Origin of the sequence: Stutzerimonas stutzeri RCH2, from assembly GCF_000327065.1 — a bacterium.
Taxonomy (GTDB): domain Bacteria; phylum Pseudomonadota; class Gammaproteobacteria; order Pseudomonadales; family Pseudomonadaceae; genus Stutzerimonas; species Stutzerimonas stutzeri_AE.
On sequence record NC_019936.1, the window covers coordinates 2,146,655 to 2,163,762 of the forward strand.

General features: G+C 61.4%; 16 protein-coding genes. 7 read left to right on the forward strand and 9 right to left on the reverse strand.

Features of this window, described 5'->3' with window-relative positions:
* Positions 1–20: 20 nt before the first annotated feature.
* Entirely contained in the window at positions 21–2,291 is a 2,271-nt protein-coding gene (gene clpA, locus PSEST_RS09890) for an ATP-dependent Clp protease ATP-binding subunit ClpA (protein ID WP_015276851.1), read from the forward strand.
* Between the two features lie 124 nt (positions 2,292–2,415).
* Here the strand turns inward: clpA and infA are convergent, their stop codons facing one another.
* The 4 genes from infA to trxB all read right to left on the reverse strand — a co-directional run bounded on the left by infA (position 2,416) and on the right by trxB (position 5,174).
* Positions 2,416–2,634, reverse strand: coding sequence for a translation initiation factor IF-1 (gene infA / locus PSEST_RS09895; RefSeq protein WP_002553999.1), 219 nt, complete (start codon positions 2,632–2,634; stop codon positions 2,416–2,418).
* A 100-nt stretch (positions 2,635–2,734) separates the two neighbouring features.
* The gene (locus tag PSEST_RS09900) at positions 2,735–3,442 is read right to left on the reverse strand and encodes an arginyltransferase (RefSeq protein ID WP_015276852.1); all 708 of its coding nucleotides are present in this window, start codon (positions 3,440–3,442) and stop codon (positions 2,735–2,737) included.
* Between the two features lie 52 nt (positions 3,443–3,494).
* A complete protein-coding gene (gene aat, locus PSEST_RS09905) occupies positions 3,495–4,175 on the reverse strand; it encodes a leucyl/phenylalanyl-tRNA--protein transferase (RefSeq protein WP_015276853.1) in 681 nt (226 codons plus the stop codon).
* 51 nt (positions 4,176–4,226) lie between these two features.
* Entirely contained in the window at positions 4,227–5,174 is a 948-nt protein-coding gene (gene trxB, locus PSEST_RS09910; RefSeq protein WP_015276854.1) for a thioredoxin-disulfide reductase, read from the reverse strand.
* Positions 5,175–5,335: 161 nt separating this feature from the next.
* Between trxB and ftsK the strand changes: the two genes are divergently transcribed.
* From ftsK to cysG, 6 genes are all read left to right on the forward strand, one after another.
* Complete coding sequence (ftsK, locus tag PSEST_RS09915; RefSeq protein ID WP_198286412.1) at positions 5,336–7,789, forward strand: DNA translocase FtsK; 2,454 nt, start codon at positions 5,336–5,338, stop codon at positions 7,787–7,789.
* A gap of 17 nt (positions 7,790–7,806) precedes the next feature.
* On the forward strand, positions 7,807–8,433 hold the full coding sequence (gene lolA / locus PSEST_RS09920) for an outer membrane lipoprotein chaperone LolA (protein WP_015276856.1): 627 nt from the start codon (positions 7,807–7,809) through the stop codon (positions 8,431–8,433).
* Positions 8,434–8,504: 71 nt separating this feature from the next.
* The gene (locus PSEST_RS09925; protein WP_015276857.1) at positions 8,505–9,830 is read left to right on the forward strand and encodes a replication-associated recombination protein A; all 1,326 of its coding nucleotides are present in this window, start codon (positions 8,505–8,507) and stop codon (positions 9,828–9,830) included.
* A complete protein-coding gene (gene crcB / locus PSEST_RS09930; protein ID WP_015276858.1) occupies positions 9,827–10,201 on the forward strand; it encodes a fluoride efflux transporter CrcB in 375 nt (124 codons plus the stop codon). The genes PSEST_RS09925 and crcB overlap by 4 nt, the downstream gene beginning before the upstream one ends.
* 72 nt (positions 10,202–10,273) lie before the next feature.
* The gene (serS, locus tag PSEST_RS09935) at positions 10,274–11,554 is read left to right on the forward strand and encodes a serine--tRNA ligase (protein ID WP_015276859.1); all 1,281 of its coding nucleotides are present in this window, start codon (positions 10,274–10,276) and stop codon (positions 11,552–11,554) included.
* 120 nt (positions 11,555–11,674) lie between these two features.
* Positions 11,675–13,069 carry a siroheme synthase CysG gene (gene cysG / locus PSEST_RS09940; RefSeq protein WP_015276860.1) on the forward strand — a complete coding sequence of 465 codons (1,395 nt, stop codon included), beginning with the start codon at positions 11,675–11,677 and terminating at the stop codon, positions 13,067–13,069.
* A 28-nt stretch (positions 13,070–13,097) separates the two neighbouring features.
* Here the strand turns inward: cysG and PSEST_RS09945 are convergent, their stop codons facing one another.
* The 5 genes from PSEST_RS09945 to PSEST_RS09965 all read right to left on the reverse strand — a co-directional run bounded on the left by PSEST_RS09945 (position 13,098) and on the right by PSEST_RS09965 (position 17,107).
* On the reverse strand, positions 13,098–13,763 hold the full coding sequence (locus tag PSEST_RS09945) for a response regulator transcription factor (RefSeq protein ID WP_015276861.1): 666 nt from the start codon (positions 13,761–13,763) through the stop codon (positions 13,098–13,100).
* A 52-nt stretch (positions 13,764–13,815) separates the two neighbouring features.
* Complete coding sequence (locus PSEST_RS09950) at positions 13,816–14,379, reverse strand: PQQ-dependent catabolism-associated CXXCW motif protein (RefSeq protein ID WP_015276862.1); 564 nt, start codon at positions 14,377–14,379, stop codon at positions 13,816–13,818.
* Positions 14,380–14,481: 102 nt separating this feature from the next.
* Positions 14,482–15,273 carry an ABC transporter permease gene (locus PSEST_RS09955; RefSeq protein WP_015276863.1) on the reverse strand — a complete coding sequence of 264 codons (792 nt, stop codon included), beginning with the start codon at positions 15,271–15,273 and terminating at the stop codon, positions 14,482–14,484.
* Entirely contained in the window at positions 15,270–16,139 is an 870-nt protein-coding gene (locus tag PSEST_RS09960) for an ABC transporter ATP-binding protein (RefSeq protein ID WP_015276864.1), read from the reverse strand. The genes PSEST_RS09955 and PSEST_RS09960 overlap by 4 nt, the downstream gene beginning before the upstream one ends.
* Positions 16,136–17,107: a YVTN family beta-propeller repeat protein gene (locus PSEST_RS09965; RefSeq protein ID WP_015276865.1), complete on the reverse strand. Its 972-nt coding sequence runs from the start codon at positions 17,105–17,107 to the stop codon at positions 16,136–16,138. Before PSEST_RS09965 ends, PSEST_RS09960 begins: the two co-directional genes overlap by 4 nt.
* Position 17,108 lies beyond the last annotated feature (1 nt).

Here is a 17,108-nt window from a genome sequence, read left to right on the forward strand (position 1 = left end):
CTGGGGAAGAGGTGAAAGCTATGTTGAACCGTGAGCTCGAAGTCACTCTGAATCTGGCTTTCAAAGAGGCACGTACCAAGCGTCATGAATTCATGACGGTTGAACACCTCCTGTTGGCCCTACTGGACAATGAAGCGGCTGCGACCGTGTTGCGGGCCTGTGGCGCGAGCCTGGACAAGCTGCGCCACGATCTGCAGGAGTTCATTGACTCCACCACTCCACTTATTCCACAGCATGATGAAGAGCGTGAAACCCAGCCAACACTAGGGTTTCAGCGCGTTCTGCAGCGTGCGGTGTTCCATGTTCAGAGCTCCGGCAAGCGCGAGGTGACAGGCGCCAACGTGCTGGTGGCAATCTTCAGTGAGCAGGAGAGTCAGGCCGTATTCCTGCTCAAGCAGCAGAATGTGGCGCGTATCGATGTCGTCAACTATATCGCGCATGGGATTTCCAAGGTTCCAGGCAATGCCGGTAGCCCGGAAAGCGATGCGGAAATGCAGGATGAAGACGGCGGCGAGTCGGGAGCCTCCAGCAATCCGCTTGATGCCTATGCAAGCAATCTCAATGAGCTGGCACGTCAAGGGCGGATCGATCCGCTGGTAGGGCGCGAAAATGAGGTCGAGCGCGTTGCGCAGATTCTCGCGCGTCGGCGCAAGAACAATCCGCTTCTCGTCGGCGAGGCCGGCGTCGGCAAGACGGCGATTGCCGAAGGGCTGGCCAAGCGGATTGTGGACAACCAGGTTCCGGATCTGCTGGCCGACAGTGTCGTTTATTCGTTGGATCTGGGTGCACTGCTAGCTGGTACGAAATACCGCGGGGATTTCGAGAAGCGCTTCAAGGCGCTGCTTGGCGAGCTGCGCAAGCGTCCACATGCGATTCTCTTCATTGACGAGATTCATACCATCATCGGCGCTGGTGCTGCTTCGGGTGGGGTAATGGACGCTTCCAACCTACTCAAGCCGCTGCTTTCTTCAGGGGAGATTCGCTGCATCGGCTCCACGACTTTCCAGGAGTTTCGCGGAATCTTCGAGAAGGATCGCGCGCTGGCGCGGCGTTTCCAGAAGGTCGATGTGTCCGAGCCCTCGGTTGAGGACACCATTGGCATTCTGCGTGGGCTGAAGGGGCGTTTCGAGCAGCATCACCATATCGAGTACAGCGACGAGGCGCTTCGTGCGGCGGCGGAGCTGGCATCGCGTTATATCAACGATCGCCATATGCCTGACAAGGCGATTGACGTGATCGATGAAGCTGGCGCGTACCAACGGTTGCAGCCTGAGGATCAACGCGTCAAATGCATCGACGTCGAGCAGGTCGAGGACATCGTTGCGAAGATCGCACGCATCCCACCGAAGCACGTCAGCAGTTCGGACAAGGAGTTGCTGCGTAATCTTGAGCGTGACCTCAAGCTCACTGTGTTCGGACAGGACGATGCGATCGATTCGCTGGCAACCGCCATCAAGCTTTCTCGTGCAGGGTTGAAGGCGCCAGACAAGCCAGTCGGCTCGTTCCTCTTTGCCGGTCCGACCGGTGTGGGCAAGACCGAGGCTGCGCGTCAGCTGGCGCGCGCTCTGGGGGTCGAGCTGATTCGCTTTGACATGTCCGAGTATATGGAGCGCCATACCGTGTCCCGGCTCATCGGCGCACCTCCAGGTTACGTCGGGTTCGATCAGGGTGGTCTACTAACCGAGGCCATCACCAAACAGCCGCACTGTGTCCTGCTGCTGGACGAGATCGAGAAGGCGCACCCGGAGGTCTTCAACCTGCTGCTGCAGGTAATGGATCACGGCACGCTCACCGATAACAACGGGCGCAAGGCGGACTTCCGTAATGTGATCATCATCATGACCACTAACGCCGGTGCGGAAACTGCGGCGCGAGCCTCGATTGGTTTTACGCTGCAGGACCATGCGTCGGATGCGATGGAAGTGATCAAGAAGAGCTTTACGCCGGAATTCCGGAACCGTCTGGATACAATCATCCAGTTCGGCCGGCTGAGCCACGAAGTGATCAAGAGCATCGTCGACAAGTTCCTCATCGAACTGCAGGCGCAGCTCGAGGACAAGCATGTGACGCTGGAGGTGTCGGATGCGGCCCGCGGCTGGCTGGCCGAGCATGGCTACGATGCACAGATGGGGGCACGGCCAATGGCGCGGCTGATTCAGGACAAGATCAAGCGGCCTTTGGCCGAAGAGATCTTGTTCGGAGAGCTGGCGGAGCATGGTGGGGTGGTGCATATCGATATTCGGGACGGCGAACCGTTCTTCGAATTCGAGACTTCTGCCGAGCTGGCGTGACTGTCAGATGTGTCGAACGCCCGGCTTTTGCCGGGCGTTTTTTTGTCCGCCGGCTGTAGCGGGCCGAACTTTTAACGCAACAAAAAAGCCCGGTCAGAACCGGGCATTTTTTCTCGCAGCTCGCTTAGCGGGCGCGGTAGGTGATGCGACCCTTGCTCAGATCGTACGGGGTCAGTTCCACGCGAACCTTGTCACCGGTAAGAATCCGGATGTAGTTCTTGCGCATCTTTCCGGAGATGTGCGCAGTAACGACGTGCCCATTTTCCAACTCCACACGAAACATGGTGTTTGGCAGGGTGTCGACGACAGTACCTTCCATTTCGAAGCTGTCTTCTTTCGACATTCAGTAAAGTCCTCGGTGTCCAAATGAGTGACCCGGCGCATGCGTGCGCGGGCAAAAGCGGCAAGCATTGTGCCCGAAATGGGTCGATGAGCCAAGGACTTCAGCTGAGCGTCACCCAGCGTTGATTGACCAGCAGTTCGATTGGACGATATTCGGTCTTGTAATTCATCTTTCGGCAGTTCTTGATCCAGTAGCCGAGATACACGGCTTTCAGCCCAAGGCGCGCGGCTTCGCCGATCTGCCAGAGGATCGCATAGCGCCCCAGGCTGCGGCGCTCCTCTTCAGGATCGTAGAAGGTGTAGACCGCCGAAAGCCCATTAGGCAGTACATCGGTGACTGCTACGGCCAACAGCCGTCCGTCCAGCCTGAACTCGTAGAACCGCGAGAATGGAAGATCGCGCACCAGGAAGGTATTGAATTGCTCGCGACTGGGCGGATACATATCGCCATCGGCGTGCCGCTTCTCGATATAGCTGGCATAGAGCGTATAGAGCTCCTCGCTGAATGCCGGCCGAACACAGCGAACCTGCAGATCAGCGTTGCGTTTGAGTATCCGCCTTTGCTGACGGCTGAGGGCTGGCGCATCGACCGGGATGCGCGCCGGAATGCACGCCGAGCAGCGCTGGCAGTGCGGACGGTAGAGGTGATCGCCGCTGCGGCGGAAGCCCATCTCTGAAAGCTCCGCATACACCTGTGCATCCATCGGCTGGCTGGGGTCGAGAAACAGGGTGGTGGCCTGTTCGTCGGGCAGGTAGCTGCACGCATGGGGCTGGGTGGCGTAGAACTTGAGGCGAGCCAGTGAAGTCATGGTCAACTCTCAGAAATCATGAGCTGAGTGTAGGTCAGCTTGCGGTAGTCGACTAGGCGCGCCAGTCGGCTGTACTGGAGCTATCCAGATGCTCGGCAAGCGCGGCGGCAAAGGTCTCGCGTGAAATGCTGCGGGCACCAAAGCTTTCCAGATGGCGCGTCGGCATCTGACAGTCGATAAGGGCGAAGCCCCATGCGTGTAGCCGCTCTACCAGCGCGACAAAGCCGACCTTGGATGCATCGGTGACGCGACTGAACATCGACTCGCCGAAAAATAGCCTACCGATACCCAGGCCGTAGAGTCCTCCGACGAGCTGCCCGTCCTGCCAGACTTCCACCGAATGCGCCACGCCGATTTCGTGCAGATGGATGTAGGCCTGCTGCATCGGTGTGGTGATCCAGGTGCCGTCCGCATAGCTGCGCGGGCCTGCGCAGCCCTGGATCACGTCGCCGAAGGCGCGGTCGAACGTCACCTGGAAATCGCCCTGACGCATCCGCTTGCGCAAGCTGCGCGAGACATGCAGCTCATTCGGATAGAGCACTGTGCGCGGATCCGGAGACCACCACAGCAGCGGCTGGCCGTCTTGATACCAGGGGAAGCAGCCATGTCGATAGGCCGCCAACAGCCGATCGGCGCTCAGATCGCCTCCGGCCGCCAGAAGACCGTTGGGTTCATGTAGAGCCTTCTCGAGAGGAGGGAATTCGAGGTCGTCGCGCTTTAGCCAGGTCAGCATTTCGCCACGCAGTTGCAGATAGGGGAGGGCGGGCCGAAGCCCGCCGTTTGATCAATTATCGAGGTACTTTTCGGCGTCCAGTGCCGCCATGCAGCCAGCGCCGGCAGAGGTGATCGCCTGGCGATAGACGTGGTCCGCAACATCGCCTGCAGCGAAGACACCGGGAATGCTGGTGCAGGTGGCATCGCCTTCGCCGCCGCCTCTGATCTTCAGATAGCCATCCTTCATGTCCAGCTGGCCCTGGAACAGGTCGGTATTCGGCTTGTGCCCGATGGCAATAAACACGCCGGCGAGGTCAAGCCGGTTTTCTTCGCCAGTTAGAGTGCTCTTCAGGCGCACGCCGGTTACGCCGCTGGCGTCGCCGAGCACTTCCTCGAGGGTGTGGTTCCAGTGCAGGCGAATGTTGCCGTTGGTCGCCTTGTCCATGATCTTGTCCTGCAGGATCTTCTCCGAGCGCAGCTTGTCGCGGCGGTGGATCAGGTGGACTTCCTTGGCGATGTTGGACAGGTACAGCGCTTCCTCGACTGCGGTGTTGCCACCGCCGATCACCGCGACGACCTGGTTACGGTAGAAGAAGCCGTCACAGGTTGCGCAGGCCGATACGCCACGGCCTGCGAATGCCTCTTCCGAAGGCAGGCCGAGGTACTGTGCCGAAGCGCCGGTAGCGATGATCAGAGCGTCGCAGGTGTAGACGGCGCTGTCGCCGCGCAGGGTGAACGGGCGCTGCTGCAACTCTGCGGTATGGATGTGATCGAAGACGATCTCGGTGTCGAAGCGCTCGGCGTGCTTCTGCATACGGACCATCAGGTCGGGGCCGGTGAGGCCTTCGACGTCACCAGGCCAGTTGTCGACTTCGGTGGTGGTCGTCAGCTGACCGCCGGGCTGGATGCCAGTGATCATCAGTGGCTTCAGATTGGCGCGGGCAGCGTATACCGCAGCGGTATAACCGGCCGGGCCCGAGCCGAGGATGATCAGACGCGAATGCTTGACTTCACTCATAAAAAGCCCTCATAAGCCTTTGTTGCAAATAGAGAAGCGTGCTCCAGTCGAGCCGCGCCGGGAAATCGGGCGTTTATGCTACACCGAAGCATTGGCAAAAGCCCAAGCCGCCGCGGAACCCGCATGCCATCGAATCGACAAACCCGTACAATGCCGGGGTTCTGGCTGACTACGGTTCATCGCGCCGCAGGCGCAGGAAAGAAAGCGTTTTGAAGAATTCCTCATCTACCGCGCCGGCGACCGTCTGGCGACAACAATTGCACTATCGCCTCAAGGAAGGCGCGTTGATAGCGCTCGGTGCGCTCTGCGTCTACCTGTGGATGGCACTGCTGACCTACGATCCTGGCGATCCTGGCTGGACACATACGAGCAATATCGATCAGGTTCGCAACGCTGCGGGGCGTGCTGGCGCCTGGTTTGCCGATGTCCTGTTCATGGCGCTGGGCTATTTCGCCTACCTGTTCCCCCTGTTGCTTGGCGTAAAAACCTGGCAGGTCTTCCGTGCCCGGCATCAACCCTGGGTCTGGAATGGCTGGCTGTTCTCCTGGCGGCTGATCGGGCTGGTATTTCTGGTGCTGTCCGGTTCTGCGTTGGCCTATATCCATTTTCAGGCAGCACCTGGCTTGCCAGCGTCCGCAGGCGGGGCACTAGGCGAAAGCCTCGGTCAGCTCGCGGTGCTTTCGTTGAACGTGCAGGGCAGCACCCTGGCATTGCTGGCGTTTTTCCTGTTTGGCTTGACCGTCTTCACCGACCTGTCCTGGTTCAAGGTGATGGATATCACCGGCAAGATCACGCTTGATCTGATCGAGTTGATCCAGAGCGTGTTCAGTCGTTGGTGGAATGCACGGGCCGAGCGCAAGCAGATGGTCGCGCAACTGCGCGAAGCCGATGATGTAGTCAGCGAAGTCGCTGCGCCAATGGTGCGGGATCGCCGTGAGCAGGCCAAGGTCAAGGAGCGCATCATCGAGCGGGATGAAGCGCTGGCCAAGCACATGAGCGAGCGGGACAAGCGTGTAGCGCCAGTGATCGCGCCGCCTGCGTCGCCCAAGCCGGCAGAACCGAGCAAGCGTGTGCTGAAAGAAAAGCAGGCCAATCTGTTCGTCGATCCGCTGATCGAGGGCAGTCTGCCGCCTATTTCTATCCTTGACGCTGCCGAGAAACAGCAGAAGCAATATTCACCCGAGTCCCTGGAAGCGATGTCGCGGTTGCTGGAAATCAAGCTGAAGGAGTTTGGTGTCGAAGTCATCGTCGAGTCGGTTCATCCGGGCCCGGTCATCACTCGCTTTGAAATCCAGCCGGCTGCTGGTGTGAAAGTCAGCCGTATCTCCAACCTGGCCAAGGACCTTGCGCGCTCGCTTGCGGTGATCAGCGTTCGTGTGGTGGAGGTAATTCCAGGCAAGACCACCGTGGGCATCGAGATTCCCAACGAGGATCGCCAGATCGTGCGGTTCTCCGAAGTGCTTTCTTCGGCTCCATACGACGACGCCAAGTCACCAGTGACGCTGGCTCTCGGCCACGATATCGGCGGCAAGCCGGTTATCGCCGATCTGGCGAAGATGCCGCACCTGCTGGTGGCCGGTACCACCGGTTCCGGTAAGTCGGTGGGGGTCAATGCCATGATCCTGTCGATCCTGTTCAAGTCGACGCCGGAAGAGGCGCGCCTGATCATGATCGACCCGAAGATGCTCGAGCTATCGATCTATGAGGGCATCCCGCATTTGCTCTGCCCGGTCGTCACCGATATGAAGGAGGCCGCCAACGCGCTGCGCTGGAGCGTGGCCGAGATGGAGCGTCGCTACAAGCTGATGGCGGCGATGGGCGTGCGCAACCTGGCAGGCTTCAACCGCAAGATCAAGGAAGCCGAAGAGGCCGGCACGCCGCTGCACGACCCGCTGTACAAGCGCGAGTCGATGGATGACGAGCCGCCTTACCTGAAGAGTCTGCCGACCATCGTGGTGGTGGTCGATGAGTTTGCCGACATGATGATGATCGTCGGCAAGAAGGTCGAAGAGCTGATCGCGCGTATCGCGCAGAAAGCTCGCGCAGCCGGTATCCATCTGATCCTGGCCACCCAGCGTCCTTCGGTGGATGTGATCACCGGTCTGATCAAGGCCAACATTCCGACCCGCATGGCGTTCCAGGTATCCAGCAAGATCGACTCGCGCACCATCCTCGACCAGGGCGGCGCCGAGCAGCTGCTCGGCCATGGCGACATGCTCTACCTGCCGCCGGGCACCGGCCTGCCGATCCGGGTACATGGCGCATTCGTTTCCGATGAGGAAGTGCACCGGGTCGTCGAAGCCTGGAAGGCCCGTGGCGCGCCCGACTACATCGAAGATATTCTGGCCGGCGTCGAAGAGGCGGGCAGCGGCTTCGATGGTGGTAGTGGCGAGGGTAGCGGGGAAGGTAGCGAAGAAGATCCGCTGTACGACGAGGCCGTTCGTTTCGTCACGGAAAGCCGCCGCGCGTCGATTTCCGCCGTGCAACGCAAGCTCAAGATTGGCTACAACCGCGCCGCTCGCATGATCGAAGCCATGGAAATGGCCGGCGTGGTGACATCCATGAACACCAATGGCTCGCGCGAAGTCATCGCGCCGCCGCCTATGCGCGATTGAATCGCTTCGAGGGCTACATGCAATTGATCCGTTTGCTGTGTGCATCTGTCCTGATGGTCGCCCTGGCCCCGGCTCACGCCGACCAGGCTGCGTCTACCAAACGACTGACCGGCCTGCTCAACCAGGCCGAAACGCTGACCGGCCGCTTCTCGCAGCTTTCGCTCGATGGCAGTGGTACCCAGCTGCAGGAGACTTCCGGCGAGCTGGCATTGAAGCGCCCCGGACAGTTCCGCTGGCACACCGACGCGCCGATGGAGCAGCTACTGGTCTCCAACGGCAAGAAGGTCTGGCTGTATGATCCGGATCTCGAGCAGGTCACCATTCAGGAACTTGACCAGCGCCTGACTCATACTCCGGCGCTGCTGCTGTCCGGCGACGTTTCCACCATCAGCGAGAACTTCGAGGTTTCCCACAAGGAGGCTGGCGAGGTGGTGGATTTCACGCTCAAGCCGAAGGCCAAGGACACGCTGTTCGATAACCTGCGCCTGTCATTTCGCAACGGAGTGATCAATGACATGCAACTGATCGACAGCGTAGGTCAGCGCACCAATATCCTGTTCATGGGTGTGCAGATGAACCAGCCGCTGAAGGCCGATCTGTTCACCTTTGAAATCCCCGAGGGTGCCGACGTCATCTCCGAGTGACCTACGTCCGGCATTTCGTTTTCAGCGGCCTGCGCAATTGCAGGCCGCTGCAATTGAGGTAACCGTCCGCAATGGACCTGTTCAGCCGCGAACCAGTCTCCCAGCCACTTGCAGCGCGCTTGCGCGCAGCCAGCCTTGACGAGTATGTCGGGCAGGAGCACCTGCTCGCCCGCGGCAAGCCGTTGCGCGAGGCGCTGGAACAGGGCGCGCTGCATTCCATGGTGTTCTGGGGGCCGCCCGGGGTCGGCAAGACCACGCTGGCGCGGTTGTTGGCCAAGGTGTCAGACGCCCATTTCGAGACGGTTTCGGCCGTGCTCGCCGGGGTGAAGGAGATCCGCCAGGCGGTCGAGATCGCCAAGCAGCAGGCTGCGCAGTACGGCCGGCGGACTATCCTGTTCGTTGATGAGGTGCATCGCTTCAACAAGTCGCAGCAGGATGCCTTTTTGCCGTACGTTGAAGACGGCACGCTGATATTCATCGGCGCGACCACCGAAAATCCTTCGTTCGAACTCAACAATGCATTGCTCTCGCGTGCCCGCGTCTACGTGCTGAAAAGCCTCGACGAGGCGGCCTTGCGCAAACTGGTGGCGCGGGCACTTAGCGAGCCCAAGGGGCTCGGCGACCTGCAGCTCGAACTGCCGGAGGAGAGCTTCCAGATGCTGCTGGCCGCGGCCGACGGCGATGGGCGGCGGTTGCTCAACCTGCTGGAGAACGCCTCCGATCTGGCGGAGCAGGGCGGTACCATCAGTACCGACCTGCTGCAGGATCTGCTGGGCGACAGCCGGCGCCGTTTCGACAAGGGCGGCGAAGCGTTCTACGACCAGATATCCGCGCTGCACAAATCGGTACGTGGCTCCAATCCTGATGCGGCACTTTACTGGTTCGCGCGCATGCTCGACGGCGGCTGCGACCCGCTGTACCTGGCCCGGCGCGTTGTACGCATGGCCAGCGAGGAGATCGGCAATGCCGATCCGCGCGCACTGCCGCTGTGCCTGAATGCCTGGGATGTGCAGGAACGGCTGGGCAGTCCGGAAGGTGAGCTGGCCGTGGCGCAGGCCATCGTCTATCTCGCCTGCGCGCCGAAAAGCAACGCCGTCTATACCGCGTTCAAGGCAGCGATGCGCGATGCCGCCGAGAACGGCTCGCAGGAAGTACCGCTGCACCTGCGTAACGCGCCGACCAAGCTGATGAAAGAACTCGGCTACGGCAATGAGTACCGCTACGCCCACGACGAGCCGGATGCCTATGCGGCCGGCGAGGATTATTTTCCCGAGGCCATGGAGCCGCGTCGCTACTACCATCCTGCTCCGCGCGGGTTGGAGAGCAAAATCCGCGACAAGCTCGAACATCTTGCCCGGCTCGACCGAGAAAGCCCCATACAACGGAGAAAGGGATGATCCGCATGGCGATCGCCGTCGCCTGCGGCGGCGTGGTTGGAACATTGCTGCGCTTTGCCGTTGCCACCTGGGTCAGCGCGCAATGGCCACGGCATTTCTATTTCGCCACCCTGGCGGTGAATTTGCTGGGTTGCCTGCTCATCGGCTACCTGTACGCCACCTTTCTCGCGCGGCCGGACATTTCGCCCGAGCTGCGTGGCGCGCTGATCATCGGTTTTCTCGGCGCGCTGACGACCTTCTCAAGCTTTTCGCTGGACGCCTTGCGGCTGCTGGAAAGTGGTCAGCTGGCAACCGCCTTTGCCTACGTCGGCGGCAGCGTTCTCGGTGGCTTGTTGGCAGCCTGGGCTGGCCTCATGCTCGCAAGGTTATGAACCGACGACCGTTCACAGTAAACTTCGCTCCCTCTTCGCCCTTCATCCAAGCTTTCACAGACGAGACCCACCATGCTTGATTCGAAACTGGTACGCACTCAGCTACAGGACGTGGCGGCCCGCCTGGCCACCCGTGGCTACCAGCTGGACGTGGCGCGCATCGAAGCGCTGGAAGCTCAGCGCAAGACCGTGCAAACCCGCACCGAACAACTCCAGGCCGAGCGCAACGCGCGTTCCAAGTCAATCGGCCAGGCCAAGCAGCGCGGTGAGGACATCGCCCCGTTGCTCGCCGACGTGGATCGCATGGGCAGCGAACTCGAATCCGGCAAGCAGGAGCTGGACCGCATCCAGAGCGAACTCGACCAGCTGATGCTGAGCATTCCCAACCTGCCGCACGAGTCGGTGCCGGTCGGTGCGGACGAGGATGAGAACGTCGAGGTGCGTCGCTGGGGCACGCCGAAGACCTTTGACTTCCCGGTGCAGGATCACGTCGCCCTGGGCGAGCAGCATGGCTGGCTGGACTTCGAAACCGCCGCCAAGCTGTCCGGCGCCCGCTTCGCCCTGATGCGCGGGCCGATTGCCCGCCTGCATCGCGCCCTGGCGCAGTTCATGATCGACCTGCACACCCGTGACCACGGTTATGAAGAGGCCTATACCCCGTATCTCGTGCAGGCGCCCGCGCTGCAGGGTACCGGCCAGCTGCCGAAGTTCGAGGAAGATCTGTTCAAGATCAGCCGCGAGGGCGAAGCAGACTTCTACCTGATCCCGACCGCAGAGGTTTCGCTGACCAACATCGTGGCTGGCGAGATTCTCGACGCCAAGCAACTGCCGCTGAAGTTCGTCGCCCATACCCCGTGCTTCCGCAGCGAGGCCGGCGCCTCCGGGCGCGATACCCGCGGCATGATTCGCCAGCACCAGTTCGACAAGGTCGAGATGGTGCAGATCGTCGAGCCGTCGAAATCCTTCGAGGCGCTGGAAGAGCTGACTGGCAATGCGGAGAAGGTGCTGCAGTTGCTGCAGCTACCGTACCGTGTGTTGTCGCTGTGCACGGGCGATATGGGCTTCGGCGCGACCAAGACCTATGACCTGGAAGTCTGGGTGCCGAGCCAGGACAAATATCGCGAGATTTCCTCCTGCTCCAACTGTGGCGATTTCCAGGCACGACGCATGCAAGCGCGCTATCGCAACCCGGAAACCGGCAAGCCCGAACTGGTACACACCCTCAACGGATCGGGTCTGGCCGTTGGCCGTACCCTGGTCGCCGTGTTGGAGAACTACCAGCAGGCGGACGGCAGCGTGGTAGTACCGGAAGTGCTGAAGCCCTACATGGGCGGCATCGACATCATCGGCTGATATCTGACGCTGCGGCATCGCGATCCAGGCATCAGACCGGATCCTTGATATTCGACAAGGGGCATCACGGCCGTAATGGCTGTGATGCCCGTACCTCCAATGACCCTCCAGGATTCGCCCATGGAATACCTTCCGCTGTTCCACAACCTCAAAGGCCGCACGGTGCTGATCGTCGGTGGTGGCGAGATTGCGCTGCGCAAGGCCCGACTGTTGAGTGAAGCTGGAGCGCGGTTGCGGGTGGTGGCACCGAGCATCGAACCGCAACTGGTTGAGCTGGTCGAGGCGGGCGGCGGTGAGTGCCTCAATCGCGGCTATGACCCGCAGGACCTGCAGGGCTGTGTGCTGGCCATCGCAGCCACCGATGACGAGCCGCTGAACGCATTGGTATCGCAGCACGCCAATGCGCTGGGCATGCCGGTCAACGTGGTCGACTCGCCAGAGCTGTGCAGCGTGATCTTTCCGGCAATCGTCGACCGCTCGCCGCTGGTGATTGCGGTGTCCAGCGGCGGCGATGCACCGGTGCTGGCACGGCTTATCCGGGCGCGTATCGAGACCTGGATTCCCGCGGCTTACGGCCAGCTGGCCGGTCTGGCCAAGCAGTTTCGTGCTCAGGTCAAAGCTAAGTTTGCCAATGTGCAGCAGCGGCGGGTGTTCTGGGAGGAGACTTTTCAGGGACCGATCGCCGAGCAGGCTCTGGCCGGTCGTAGCGTCGAAGCCGAGCGCCTGCTCGCGGAAAAGCTCGCCGGTGCTGCGCCGCGTGCGCTGGGCGAGGTCTACCTGGTCGGTGCCGGCCCAGGCGACCCTGATCTGCTGACCTTCCGTGCCTTGCGGCTGATGCAGCAGGCCGACGTGGTGCTCTACGACCGACTGGTGGCGCCGGCGATCATCGACCTGTGCCGGCGCGATGCCGATCGTATCTACGTCGGCAAGCAGCGCTCGGAACATGCGGTGCCGCAGGAGCAAATCAACCAGAAGCTGGTGACCCTGGCCAAGGAAGGCAAGCGCGTGCTGCGACTCAAAGGCGGTGATCCGTTCATCTTCGGTCGCGGCGGCGAGGAAATCGAAGAGCTGGCGGCCCATGGCGTGCCGTTCCAGGTGGTGCCCGGTATTACCGCGGCCAGCGGCTGCGCGGCATACGCCGGCATCCCGCTGACCCATCGCGACCATGCGCAATCGGTGCGCTTCGTTACCGGTCACCTGAAGGACGGCAGTTGCGATCTGCCTTGGGCGGAACTCGCCGCCCCAGCGCAGACGCTGGTGTTCTACATGGGCTTGGTGGGCTTGCCGGTGATCTGCCAGCAACTGATTGCGCATGGTCGCGCGGCGGGTACCCCGGCGGCGCTGGTGCAACAGGGCACGACGAGTAATCAGCGAGTCTTTACCGGCACGCTGGAGACGCTTGCCGAGCTGATCGCGCAGGAGCAGGTCCAGGCACCAACCCTGTTGATCGTTGGTGAAGTGGTTCAGCTACGCGAGAAACTTGCCTGGTTCGAAGGCGCCCAGGCGAGCGCCTAGTTTCAGCCCGGCGCTGAGGCGCCGCGCTTCAGCGGCGCAGGTAGGCGGTGAAGTCGATATCGCCAGCCGAGAGGATCGCCTGGACACGGTTGTGCACGTTGAGCTTGCGCAGGATTGCCGAGACGTGCGCTTTCACGGTGGTTTCAGCGATATCGAGGTTATAGGCGATCTGCTTGTTCGACTCACCCTTGGTCATGCGCTCCAACACCAGCAGTTGCTTGCGGGTCAGGGCTTGCAGCAGTTCCGGCGGAATCGACTGTTCGTTGTGATGGGAATGGCGGCTGGTGGGCTTCTGGCTGCGAATGATGTCTGAAGGCAGGTAGACGTTGCCGTTGAGAATCTGCTCGATGGCGTCAGTCATCTGCGCCCGTGGCGAAGACTTGGTGATGAAGCCGACCGCGCCGTAGGTAATCGCCTGCAATACGATCTGCTTGTCCTGCTCGGCGGAAACGATCACCACCGGAATGGTCGGCGCCTCATTGCGCAGATTGATCAGGCCGTTCAATCCGTGCATGCCCGGCATGTTCAGGTCCAGCAGCACCAGGTCGAGATCGTCGTGTTCCAGCGTCAGCGCCAGGGCGCTGTCCAGGTCGGCGGTCTCGAGTATCTCGCTATCCGGAAAGCCGTCGCGGATGACGTTATGGATGGCTTCACGAAACAGCGGATGGTCGTCCGCGATCAGAATCTTGTACAAGGCCGGTCACCTCTTTGTTGTGATTATGGTGGGGCATGCTGGTTTCGGGACGCTACTCGCTGCCAGGCAGGGGCTTCGGCGTAGCGGGGTGCAAGGGCAGGCCCGCTTGTTCCCAGCCGTCCACCCCGTCGCGATACCAGTACAGTTTCTTATAGCCCAACGCGTGAGCGCGCCTGGTGGCGTTCCAGCCTAGCCAGCAGTCGGAGCGGCAGTAGAACACGATTGGCCGCTCCAGATTGCCTTGGCTGGCACGCGCCAGATTATCGCTGAAATAACGTGCCCATTCGGGTTGCAGGTCACCGTCGCCAGTATTGGCAAGCCAGAGGCTGCCTGGAAGGTTGGCGTGGGGTTCGCTCTCGATGAACTGGCCGGCCAGCCATTGGCTGCGATACACGTCCACCAGTACCACGTCGGGCTGTGCTTCGAGCAATGCCTGTAATGCCGAGGTATCCAGGGTCTGCGCGCCGTCGATGGACGGCGGCGTGGGGCTGCGGTACTGCGTCTGGCGGTAACCTTCGGCGGAGAACAGGGCGAGCTGTTCCTCGGCCGATGCGATGAGGGGCGCGCCGAGTCCAGGCAGTGCGGCAAAGAGCAAGGGCAGCAGCGACCTGAGCATGGATATAGTCCTTGGCGTTTCGGTAGGCCGATTACAGAACAATGGGCGCGTCTTTTAAATCCTACGATGGAGTGGAAAACCAGTACCAAAGTAGTAATTCACTTATGCCGAGCGGCGCAGTGCGGCGTGTTGCGGATTGAAGCTGATCACTGCGAGCAGGCTGAACAGCAGTGTAAGGCCGAGGCAGACCACCAGTGCCGCGGGAGCCAGACGCAGATAGAGCGCGTTTCGTACCAGCTCCACGGCATGGGTGAACGGGTTGATCGCGCAGAGCCAGTACAGCCACTCGCTGGCGTCTCGCATCTTCCACAGTGGATACAGCGCCGAAGAGAGGAAGAACATCGGGAAGATGACGAAATTCATCACCCCGGCGAAGTTCTCCAGCTGACGGATGCCGTTGGATAGCAGCAGGCCCAGAGCGCTCAGCAACAGTGCCACCAGCAGCAGGGCGGGCAGGGCGACGAGCAGGCCGAGCAGTGGCGGTTGGACGCCGTAGAACCAGGCGATGGCCAGAAACGCATAGACTTGCAACAACGAGATGAGCGCGATGGCCACCAGCTTGCTGGCCAAAAGAAAGCTGCGCGGCAGCGGACTGGTCAGCAGCACGCGCATGCTGCCCATCTCGCGGTCGTAGACCATCGAGAGTGAACCCTGCATGCCATTGAATAGCAGGATCATGCAGGCCAGCCCCGGCACGATGTAGGTCTCGTAGGTAATGTAGGTGTCGTACGGCTCGATGATGGCGATGCCCAGCGCCGCGCGAAAACCGGCAGCAAATACCACCAGCCACAGCAGCGGACGCACCAGAGCGCTGAAGAAACGCGAGCGTTGCTGGACGAAGCGCAGCCATTCGCGCAGGACTATGCCGCGCAGGCATTCCCAGTAGATCGTCATAAGGTCTCCCGCCCGGGATTGAGGGGTGCGCTTGTGTGGTGGGCTGCCGCAGGTGTCGCTTTTGCCGGGGCAACGGCAGATGCCGAAAGGCCTGGGACTGCCGCAGCAGGGTTCTCACGTTGAAGCGTAGGAGCTGGCGCGGACTGCGTAGCGTCGCCGGTCAGCCGTGCAAAGCTCGCGGCCAGATCCTCGCCGTCCAGCGCCACGCTGGCCACGCTGCCCTGAGCGACCAGCCGGCCGCGATTGAGCACCAGCAGATCGTCGTCCGCATGGACTTCATCGAGCAGGTGCGTGGTCCACAGCACGCTCATGCCCTGCTCTTGGCAGAGCATGCGCACATGCTGGTTGAGCGCCTGGCGGCTGGCGGGATCGAGGCCGGCGCTGGCTTCGTCGAGCAATAGTAGATCGGGGCGGTGCAGCAGTGCGCGGGCGATTTCCACGCGCCGGCGATGCCCGCCGTTGAGTTCGCGTACCTTGCTACGCCGGCGCTCGGCGAGCTGCTGACGCTGCAGTTCAACTTCGATGCGCTCGGTCGCCACGGCCCGGGGCATGCCATGCAGCGCCGCGTGGTAGCGCAGGTTCTGTTCCACGGTCAGGTCCAGATCCAGCGTGCTCTGCTGAAACACCACGCCCAGTCGGGCCAAAGCCTTGCGCGGCGTTTCGCGCAAACCGAAGCCGGCAATATGGATCTGCCCCTGTTGCAGGTCATACAGGCGCGTCAGCAATGCAATCAGCGTCGACTTTCCAGCCCCGTTCGGACCGAGCAATGCGGTGAAGCGGCCTTGCGCCGCGGTGAAACTCACCCCATCGAGTGCCCGGCGAGCGCCGTAGGCGAAGCCGACATCACTGACCTCCAGCGCGTTCATGGTGTGACCACCACACCCCACGGATAGCGGCCGACCTTGATCGATTTGGTGACCTTGAGCTTTGCGACATCGATCACCGAGACATCGCCGCTGACGCCGTTGGTGGTCAACAGCAGGCTTTCATCGGGGTTGAACGCCATGTGCCAGACGCGCCGGCCCACCAGCAGATAGTCGAGCACCTCGTAGGTCTTCGCGTCGACCACCGCAATATGGTTCGCCGGGCCGAGCGCGACGAAGGCGTATTTGCCATCGGAGGAAAGCTTGATGCCCACCGGCTGCACCTTGTCCGGGTGCACGCCCTTGATTTTGAAGGTCAGCGTCTTGAGGATCTCGCGTTTATCCACGTCCACCACGCTGACCGTGCCGCCGATCTCCGCCGATGCCCAGAGCAGCTTGCTGTCATTGGTGAACTCCACGTGGCGCGGCCGCTGGTCGACCAGGGTGTTGTCCACCAGTTCGTTGGTGCTGGTGTCGATCCAGTGCAGCATGTTGGTGGTTTCGCTGGTGTTGACCGCCCACTTGCCATCCGGGCTGACCGCCATGCCTTCCGGCTCGACACCCACATCGATCTGCGCCAGCACTTCCTCCTTGTCGACGTCGACCACCGTCACCAGGGCGTCGTCCTCGTTGGAGATGTACAGCCATTTGTTGTTGGGGTGCAGGGCGAACTGTTCCGGGTCGGCACCAGATGGCAGCTGCTTGATAATCTGCCGCGTGGCCAGGTCCATCACCTGAACGGTGTCCGAGTCGCTGGCGCAGATGTAGAGCAGTTTGTTGTCGTGGGAAAGGGTAAGGCCGCGCGGGCGCATGCCGACCTGCAAGGTCTCGACGGTTTCCATCTTGTCCAGGTCGATGACGCTGATGCTGTCGTCCTTCTCGTTGGAAACATAGGCAGTGGCGGCCGCCGCCGAGCCCGCAGCAAGGCTGAAGGCGAGGGCGATAGCGGTGGCAAGGGCAGTTCGTGGCATG